We start from the raw sequence: 8,367 nt of genomic DNA, 5'->3' as shown, positions 1-8,367 counted from the left end.
TCAAGATGAAAAAATTAACCGCGTAATTAATAATCGAAATTTAAAAGATTACTCTTGTTTTATAGGGGTCAAAACAAGAAACCCCAACAAGATCTTTCTGCGATGGCCTATAACCTGAAAAAGTATTTAAAATTCGTTACAAAAAATGTAAAATGTAAGGCAAAAGCCTTGGCCATACTATTTTTGAACAAAAAGCTCGATGTAAAGTCCATATTAATAGTTATAAGCCAATTTAAATATAGAAAAATGGCAGTTCTTAAAAATTAAAAAGCCCTTAAAAAGGGCTTAAAAAAGAAGGTTTTTTATTTTTTTAATGGGTTGTGCAACGGTTACTGGTGTTAGGCATTTCGTTTTCATTAGAATAATAAAATTAATCCGTTTTTAGCTTTTTTTCCGCAGATTACTTCTGCTCTTTTTTGTCCAAAATAATTGTCGTATTTGTATAGTCCTTTATTCTTGTTTTTTTCATATTCCTCATATGAAATTTCTTTCCCTTTATAGTACACTAAAGGTATTACTCCATTTTTTTCGCCAATTAAAATCATATCAGACATTCCCAAATAAAACATTTCATTTTCAGCTATCACTATTTTTTCATTATTTATATTTTCTTTCTTTATAATAAAATCTGGAGTTGAAAAGAATTCTAATTTTGGAGGAATACTTTTTGGAACTTCATCGTAAGAAATCCGAAAAACATTCTCATCGTTTAAATTTTCAGACGAAATATTTAGCGAGAACTCTCCTTTAGAGTTAGTATAAGTGTAAAATATTTTGTTAAGTGTAATTAATTGAATTTTAACATTAACTATTGGTGAGTTATCTTTTTCTCGTAGAAATTTTCCTTTAAATAAGGTGTTAGAATTTACAATACTTAACTCGCTATTAAAATTGTTAGTATTAGCTAAAGTATTAATATTATTTGTAAAGATTAAAGAACTTGTAATGATGATTTTTACGGCTAATTTAGAGTACTTTGGTAAAATTTTTTCATTTACTAATGGAATATCCGTTTTATATTTAGGAATTCTAGCACATATAGGTTTCTCAGATTTTTTGATTTCGTTTATAATTTCAGTATTAGTTAATCTTTCAAAATCAAGTATTTTTTTATTACAATTTAAGCAAAACTTTCCTTTATCAACAGAAGTCATTTTGTCCCAGTTTTCAGAACATGAAATATTATTTGTTCTTAAAATTTTCATAGTGGAGTAATGTTTTTAATGAATGCCAACGTTGTTTTGTATGGAAAGTTGCGATTTTGTGAACGAGGAATTTCCAGCGGAAATTCAGAAGTTTACAAAAGAGCAATAAGCTTTAGTTTAGCTATATATAGCAATTTTTTATACAAGGTGTTGTAGCCAGTTATTTTTTAATTTTTATTTTTCCGATATCGAACTTTTCAGGTAAATTAATAAAATCCTTTTCCGATATTATATACACCCCATTAAAATTTTCCTCAAATTCTATTTTATACTTTTTGATTGAATATGAAAATCCAACATCAAACAATCCAGCACCTTCAGGATTCAACGTGTTATTGGCTGAACTGTAATTACTTAATTCAATTCCTTTTGTTAATTCCTCATTTAATTCAGCGAATTCATTTCCTTCTGGTTTTACACCACCAATAGTATGGGAATAACCACCATTTTCATTTTCTGTTTTGTTTGATTCGTTACTTATTAATTGTTCAAGAATGAGATATTGTTGACCTTCAGATTCTGTTATTCTTAACCAAAGTCCGTTTTCCATTGGTAATTTTGGAAGAACATTTACTTCAATAGTTTCAGTTGTATATTTTTTCCCATTAAATTCGAAGTCAAAAGGCCCAATTTCATATGTTTTTGCTTTTTCGAAAATAATTACTCTTTCAAAATCATCTGATTGCCTTCCGAAAATAGAGGTTGAGCGAGTGAAGTCGACATTTTTCCCTAATTCTTTTTTGAAGTAATCGGTCAAAAAGTCAACATTTATTGAAAAAGTAACGCTTTGTCCAACTCTCGGTTCTGGATTATCAATTTCAATTTTCAGTTTTTCTTGACCAATTGCGTTTAATGAACAAATAGTAAATAATATTAATGTAATTCTTTTCATATGTATCTCTTTTTTTTAATTGGCTACAACGGGTTATATACCTATAAATATATTGCTTTTTGTTTATAATGTTTGGGGTTGCCTATAAAATTTTAAAGATTTAGTAATAGTGTTTATAAGAATTTAGAAAGTAATGGTATTGGCAGTCTTATTTATTCCAACATTTTTAGAATAATACTCGCTAGTATCATTCCGAAAATAATTTCTATTATGAAAATGATATAGGTAAATATAATAAGTACAATGTTCTTAAAAGTATTTTTCTTGTTGAAGAATTGTATATACGCCCAAAAATTAAATAGCATTCCCAACAAAAGTGGTAACATTATTAAATAGCTATTTCTATCGAAAAAAAAACTAAAACCAAAATAGATAAACATTTGTTGTCCGGTTATATAAATGTTTAGGACAAGGTGTTCAAAGTAATTATAGTTCGATTTTAAAAAGGATAAATAGGACGCAAACGAAAAAAAGGGAACTAAAATTAATATGGCGTAGGTTTGGTTTTTAGAAATCCAATTTATTAAGTCACTGTTTTCTACTTCAGATTTAGATGTAAAACCAGAAATTGCATCATCAACAAATGTTTGGTTTCCTAAAAAATAATGAGCAACTACATATAAAGTGGAAGTAAGTAGTATAAAAGCCAAAGGTTTAACATGATTTTTTCTTTTGCCTTCTAAAAAAGCTCTTATACTATGTCCTGGTCTTGTGAATAATTCTTTTAGCGTAAATAAAAAACCACGATTTATTTGAAAAATACTATTTGGAATTTCATTTAACAAGTATTTGTAATCAACTTTTCTAATGTTGGAGTTTTGTCCGCAATTACTGCAATAATTACCATTAAAATTCTGTTCACAATTTTTACAAATCATTTAATTTATTTTTACTTTTGAGAGCGTTTTTCATCGTTTTACCTACGAGTTTTATTCTGGTTTGTTGTCTGTTGTAAGCACTAAATTTAATGAATAAAAACCAAATAGAAAATGTGCTTATATTTTTGGTAAACATGTCTTGCACTTGTTAAAGGACAGGTTAAAACTATCAATTAATGTTGCTCTGTGGTGCTTAGTTTTTTCTTATTGTAATCTATTCTCTACAATTTTTTCTAAGGCAATTTGTTTATAATCAAACCAATTTTGTCTGAAATCAGAAAAGTCTATTTTGTGCTTAAAATTCTGAAATGGTTTTTTACGTTTCAAAATATTTTCTAATGCTGCTTTCAGGTTTTTGTCAGGTACTTGTTCAACAAAACCCTCCATAATTTCAAACGATTCAAAACTTTCTAAAGCTTTAAATTTTATAAAATCTGATGAATGTTTTTTTATTTTTTCTAAACTGTCAGAAAAAGCCTCTTTAAAATCTTCATCGTCAAAAAAATCTGAGAAACTCGGAATTCCAATAACTTCTGCTGTCTTAGAATTATAATAACAGTCAAAGCCGGCATCTAACTCTTGTGCTATTTTCTGTACGATATTTTGTTTTTTATTATCCAAAAAAGCAAGCGTTTTTATCTTCTTTAATAATTTCTATGATTTTGTCTAAATAGGTAGATTTAGGAAACGGTTTGTAAAGCTCCCAAGCACCGCTTGCTCGCATCCAATATAAATTCCATTCTTTTCTAGATTTGTATTACCTAATTTTTGCAAAATCGTAATGTTGAACCTCTTTTTCATCCATCCAATCTGGTCTAATTTCAAACAGAATTACCACTTTTCCGTCATAAGAATATCCAACATCTACTTGTTTCCTGATGTCAAGATTTTCTGGACGTAAGGATGCTACATACTGTTTTATGGTAGCTTCATTAATGTCAATAATTTTGTTTGTCATTTAGTTTTTATTTTTTTTCAGCTTGCACACTATGGGTTTGTATCAAGTTATATTGCTCTATGTTGTTTGTAATGGGTAAATGCTTTTAAAAGTTATTGTTTTTCCTTACAGTTTGTCACTCCGAAGAGTCTTCCTTACTATTAACTCAATCTTGCGTGAGACTCCTACGGAGTGACAAACAAGATGGATGTAAAAAAGAAAGGTTCAAGAAAAGCTGTCTATTTTTATAAACATATTTTAAAAACAACCTTGCTACTATAAACAACATAAACCCGATTACTTTTGTGTTTAAAGAACTAAAGTAAGCAAATAAAAACTAGCCAAAGCAATGAAAATTACACATTATTTCGTTTTCGTTATTTTTTCAAATCCGATTTTAATTGGACAAGCATTATGTTGGTTTGTTTCAAGTTATATTGCTCAATGTTGTTTGTAATGGGTAAATGCTTTTAAAAGTTATTGTTTTTCCATACAGTTTGTCACTCCGAAGAGTCTTGCTTACTATTAACTCAATCTTGCGTGAGACTCCTACGGAGTGACAAACAAGGTGGTTGTAAAAACGAGAGGTTGAATAAAAATGAGCCTATTTTTATCAACATATTTTAAAAACAACCTTGCCACTATAACATGGGAGTTTTTCCTTACTATTAACTCAAACTTGTGTGAGACTCCTACGGAGTGACAAACAGGGTGGTTTATAAAAACGAAAGGTTTAATATAAAGGTGTCTATTTTTATCAACATATTTTAAAAACAACCTTGCTAGTGTAATATGGGAGTTTTTCCTAACTATTTACTCAAACTTGTGTGAGACTCCTACGGAGTGACAAAAAAGATGGTTTTGAAAACGAGAGGTTGAATAAAAATGAGTCTATTTTTATCAACATACTTTATCAACAACCTTACTACTGTAACATGGGAGTTTTTCCTTACTATTAACTCAATCTTGTGTGAGACTTCTACGGAGTGACAAACAAGATGGTTTTGAAAACGAGAGTTTCAGGAAAAAAGTGTCTATTTTTATCAACATATTTTAAAAATTACCTTACTAGTGTAGCATGGGAGTTTTTCCTTACTATTAACTCAAACTTGTGTGAGACTCCTACGGAGTGACAAACAAGGTGGTTGTAAAAACGAGAGGTTGAATAAAAATGAGTCTATTTTTATCAACATATTTTAAAAACAACCTTACTACTGTAACATGGGAGTTTTTCCTTACTATTAACTCAAACTTGTGTGAGACTCCTACGGAGTGACAAACAAGGTGGTTTTGAAAACAAGAGGTTGAATAAAAATGAGTCTATTTTTATCAACATACTTTATCAACAACCTTACTACTGTAACATGGGAGTTTTTCCTTACTATTAACTCAATCTTGTGTGAGACTCCTACGGAGTGACAAACAAGATGGTTTTGAAAACGAGAGGTTGAATAAAAATGAGCCTATTTTTATCAACATATTTTAAAAACAACCTTACTACTGTAACATGGGAGTTTTTCCTTACTATTAACTCAAACTTGCGTGAGACTCCTACGGCGTGACAAACAAGGTGGTTGTGAATATGAAAAGTTCATGAGATTTCACTTGTTTTTTACTACAGAACTTTGTTGGTTGTAATTTTTTATTCTTTAATTTCGGCTACCATATAAACTGAAGCTGCAATATTATGAGGTACACTAACTCCAACTGCTGTACGTGTGTGTTTTCCGATTTCTCCGAATACGTCAACAACAAAATCAGAAGCACCATTCATAGCATCAGCTTGTTCAGTATTTTCCGAAGTAGAATTTACTAATCCGTGCATTGCAACAATACTAGTTACTTTATCAAGTTAGCAAATGGTTTTAATTGCAGCTAAACAGCCTATTGCACAAAGTTTAGTCGCATATTTACTTTCTTCTAAATTTAAATCCTTTCCAAGTTTTCCTTTTTTTACAATTCCGTTTTCAACAGGAATCTGTCCTGCCACATAAATCAGATTTCCTGTCCGTTTTGCAGGAATATAATTTGCAACTGGTTTTGGAACCTCTGGCAATTGTATTCCTAATTCCTTTAATCTTGTTTCAATTTTATTCATCTATTTGTCTTAAATTATGTAGCCTTATTTCAGGACGGGTCAAAATTATGCACAACGTTGTTTTGTATGATTAGTTGCGTGTTTTAAATAACTAATTTAGTAAATAAAACACGAACGGCGAAATTCCGGAGGAATTTCCCAAGTGAGCTAAAACAAGCAATAAAGGTTATATGGTGTGTAGTTTTTTTAGTGCGAAATCTCTTTTGAAATAAAACCATTTTTATAAGTTACTGTTTTTTCAGGTGTCCCATTGTTATAATAGGTTATTTTACAATTACTTTTCAATAAATCATCATACGAATTATATAATTTTTTAAGTTTTTGACCACGATTGTCATAATCAATAATTGTAGTAGGTATTTTGGCACCTCCAACAAATACAACGTCAACTTCAGTTTCAATTATTCCTTTGTTGTATGTTTTAATTTTAAACAAAATATCATTATTGTAAAACTTTTCCTTATAGACTTTGTTATTGTAAATAATGCGTTTCCCTATTTCTCTTTCTTTTGCATCATATATAATTTCCTCTTTGCTATTGTTTTTGTCAAATAAAATTTCATCGGATATGAGGTCAGTAACTTTTAAACTATTTTCATAAATATCATTTACAACAAGTCTACTAAATCCTTTTTTGTAATTATTTATTTTAACCAATTTAGCTTTAGAATTAGAATAGTGTTCTTTGTAAATGTTTTCTTCTTCTAGTTCTTTACTTATAGTATTATAAACATATCTAGAATTCACAAAAATTTTTGTGTGGTCTGTAATAGGTCTAAAAGTCATAAAAACTTTTTTATCTCCAACTACTTTTACTAATGATGTGTCACTTACCATTGTAATACCTCCTTTATTAAATGAATCCTTAATACCTTGTTTTAATATTGTATTATATCTATTCTTATCTAACCTTTGAATACGCTCTATTTCCTCAACTGTTAATGGTTTATTATTTCTTGCTTTCGATTTTGAAAATAAACTTACAAGTCCTAATGCTAATCCTCCAACAACTTTTTCACTATTACCTTCAATAACTCCCTCTAAACCCATTATTACTGATTTGTTACCAGCTTGGTTTTCATTTCCTTGTATTAAATCGTTAACAATATCTGTTGATTGATTTAAAGCTTGGTTCAAATTAGATTTTGTATTTGAGTTGGATGTATTAGAACCAATTGAACTATTATTTGAAGAATCCTTATTGTTTAATGAGTTATTTGATTTTGTACATTTAGGCTCTTTACTAATGGTTATCCATTGTACTTTATGTTGACCTTCAATTTCAATACCATTTGAATTTTGACTTGCATCTTTGATGTTGTTATATTGGTCAACTAAAGCATCGATATATTGTTTTATTTGTTCAGGGTTTTCAGTGCCATTTTTGCATTCACATTTGTAGAGAAAATATGTTGCTAGCAATGAATAAGATGTATCACCATATTGTTCAGCTTTATTTTTGTATTCATTCGATTTTGCATCTGGACATTGTGCATTAACTATGCTAATTATTAACGCAAAAGCTAGTGTTAAAAGTTTGTTTTTCATAATTGTAATTTTTAGTTAATTGATATTATTTCTTCACATTTATATCCTTTTTGTTTATTTTTTTCTTGACATTTTTTTTGAGTGTAATCTAAAGTAGTATACGTGCCAAAAAAATACTTTCTGTTTCCATCCTTACATTCTTTGCTATAAATTAGTCCATACGGATTTTTTTCATTCAGATAGTTAAATGTGTTTAATTTGTGTTTTGAACCATTTTCCTTATTTTTGACTAATTTTCTTAATTCATCAATTGTCATATCTCCTTCTAAAATAACAGCTTTAGGTTTTTTGTAATGACAACCATTTTCTGGGTAAGAAACTACATAAATTGCCTTTATTTTTTTATTTGTTTCAGGTTTGTTTATTTCTTTTCCTGTATTTGAGTCTTTAACCTTTTTGAATCTTACGTGATGTCTTTTCGGTTCATTTTTGTCAATTTTTGCTTTCTCAATAGATTGTGCTTTACAAACAAATGTTAGAGAAAAAAGTAATGATGTTATTAGATATTTCATAATTTTCAGTTTATTTTCAAATTTAATTATCTCATTTTATCAAATCAATACCTAATAGTAGGTATAAAAGCAAAATGTTGCACGAAAATTACACACAACGTGTTTGAATATGCTTTGTTGCGTGATTAAATACCTAATTTAATAAATAATTAACCAAGTAGAAAGTCCGCGAGGACTTTCGTAAGTAGGCGAGAAGTAGTGATTTTTATTACACGTTGTTGCCATTACGGTATTTTAAGCAGCAGCTGGAAAAAAGAGAAATTACCGAGACTACAAGCCGAACTGGCTTGTAAAAAG

The 8,367-nt window shown here is 29.0% G+C and carries 8 protein-coding genes and 1 pseudogene; all 9 read right to left on the bottom strand.

Translation table 11 applies throughout. The features are described from left to right. Positions 1-356: 356 nt before the first annotated feature. The gene (locus tag ACSHW5_RS16330) at positions 357-1,205 is read right to left on the bottom strand and encodes a hypothetical protein (protein WP_435677215.1); all 849 of its coding nucleotides are present in this window, start codon (positions 1,203-1,205) and stop codon (positions 357-359) included. A 160-nt stretch (positions 1,206-1,365) separates the two neighbouring features. After that, positions 1,366-2,097, bottom strand: a complete 732-nt coding sequence (locus ACSHW5_RS16325; protein WP_435677214.1) for a hypothetical protein — start codon at positions 2,095-2,097, stop codon at positions 1,366-1,368. Positions 2,098-2,249: 152 nt separating this feature from the next. Next, a complete protein-coding gene (locus ACSHW5_RS16320; protein ID WP_435677213.1) occupies positions 2,250-2,975 on the bottom strand; it encodes a DUF3667 domain-containing protein in 726 nt (241 codons plus the stop codon). 204 nt (positions 2,976-3,179) lie between these two features. Beyond that, a complete protein-coding gene (locus ACSHW5_RS16315) occupies positions 3,180-3,596 on the bottom strand; it encodes a UPF0158 family protein (protein ID WP_435677212.1) in 417 nt (138 codons plus the stop codon). Next, positions 3,589-3,933 (bottom strand): annotated as a pseudogene (locus tag ACSHW5_RS16310) (DUF3024 domain-containing protein). Before ACSHW5_RS16310 ends, ACSHW5_RS16315 begins: the two are co-directional and overlap by 8 nt. A gap of 1,621 nt (positions 3,934-5,554) precedes the next feature. Next, positions 5,555-5,737 (bottom strand): RidA family protein, encoded by a 183-nt coding sequence (locus ACSHW5_RS16305; RefSeq protein WP_435677211.1) that lies wholly within the window; start codon positions 5,735-5,737, stop codon positions 5,555-5,557. Positions 5,738-5,764: 27 nt separating this feature from the next. Next, positions 5,765-6,010, bottom strand: coding sequence for a RidA family protein (locus tag ACSHW5_RS16300; RefSeq protein WP_435677210.1), 246 nt, complete (start codon positions 6,008-6,010; stop codon positions 5,765-5,767). Between the two features lie 186 nt (positions 6,011-6,196). After that, on the bottom strand, positions 6,197-7,558 hold the full coding sequence (locus ACSHW5_RS16295; protein ID WP_435677209.1) for a hypothetical protein: 1,362 nt from the start codon (positions 7,556-7,558) through the stop codon (positions 6,197-6,199). Positions 7,559-7,569: 11 nt separating this feature from the next. Then, positions 7,570-8,070, bottom strand: coding sequence for a hypothetical protein (locus ACSHW5_RS16290; RefSeq protein ID WP_435677208.1), 501 nt, complete (start codon positions 8,068-8,070; stop codon positions 7,570-7,572). Positions 8,071-8,367 lie beyond the last annotated feature (297 nt).

It is taken from the genome of Polaribacter sp. (genome assembly GCF_051251875.1).
Taxonomy (GTDB): domain Bacteria; phylum Bacteroidota; class Bacteroidia; order Flavobacteriales; family Flavobacteriaceae; genus Polaribacter.
Note: the sequence above shows the minus strand (reverse complement) of the source record. Positions and strands in the feature narration are given on the sequence as shown.

Excerpts from the sequence above, each read along its gene's own strand:
- ACSHW5_RS16330 (WP_435677215.1), bottom strand. The coding sequence starts at position 1,205 with ATGAAAATTTTAAGAACAAATAATATTTCATGTTCTGAAAACTGGGAC.
- ACSHW5_RS16325 (WP_435677214.1), bottom strand. The coding sequence starts at position 2,097 with ATGAAAAGAATTACATTAATATTATTTACTATTTGTTCATTAAACGCA.
- ACSHW5_RS16320 (WP_435677213.1), bottom strand. The coding sequence starts at position 2,975 with ATGATTTGTAAAAATTGTGAACAGAATTTTAATGGTAATTATTGCAGT.
- ACSHW5_RS16305 (WP_435677211.1), bottom strand. The coding sequence starts at position 5,737 with ATGCACGGATTAGTAAATTCTACTTCGGAAAATACTGAACAAGCTGAT.
- ACSHW5_RS16300 (WP_435677210.1), bottom strand. The coding sequence starts at position 6,010 with ATGAATAAAATTGAAACAAGATTAAAGGAATTAGGAATACAATTGCCA.
- ACSHW5_RS16295 (WP_435677209.1), bottom strand. The coding sequence starts at position 7,558 with ATGAAAAACAAACTTTTAACACTAGCTTTTGCGTTAATAATTAGCATA.
- ACSHW5_RS16290 (WP_435677208.1), bottom strand. The coding sequence starts at position 8,070 with ATGAAATATCTAATAACATCATTACTTTTTTCTCTAACATTTGTTTGT.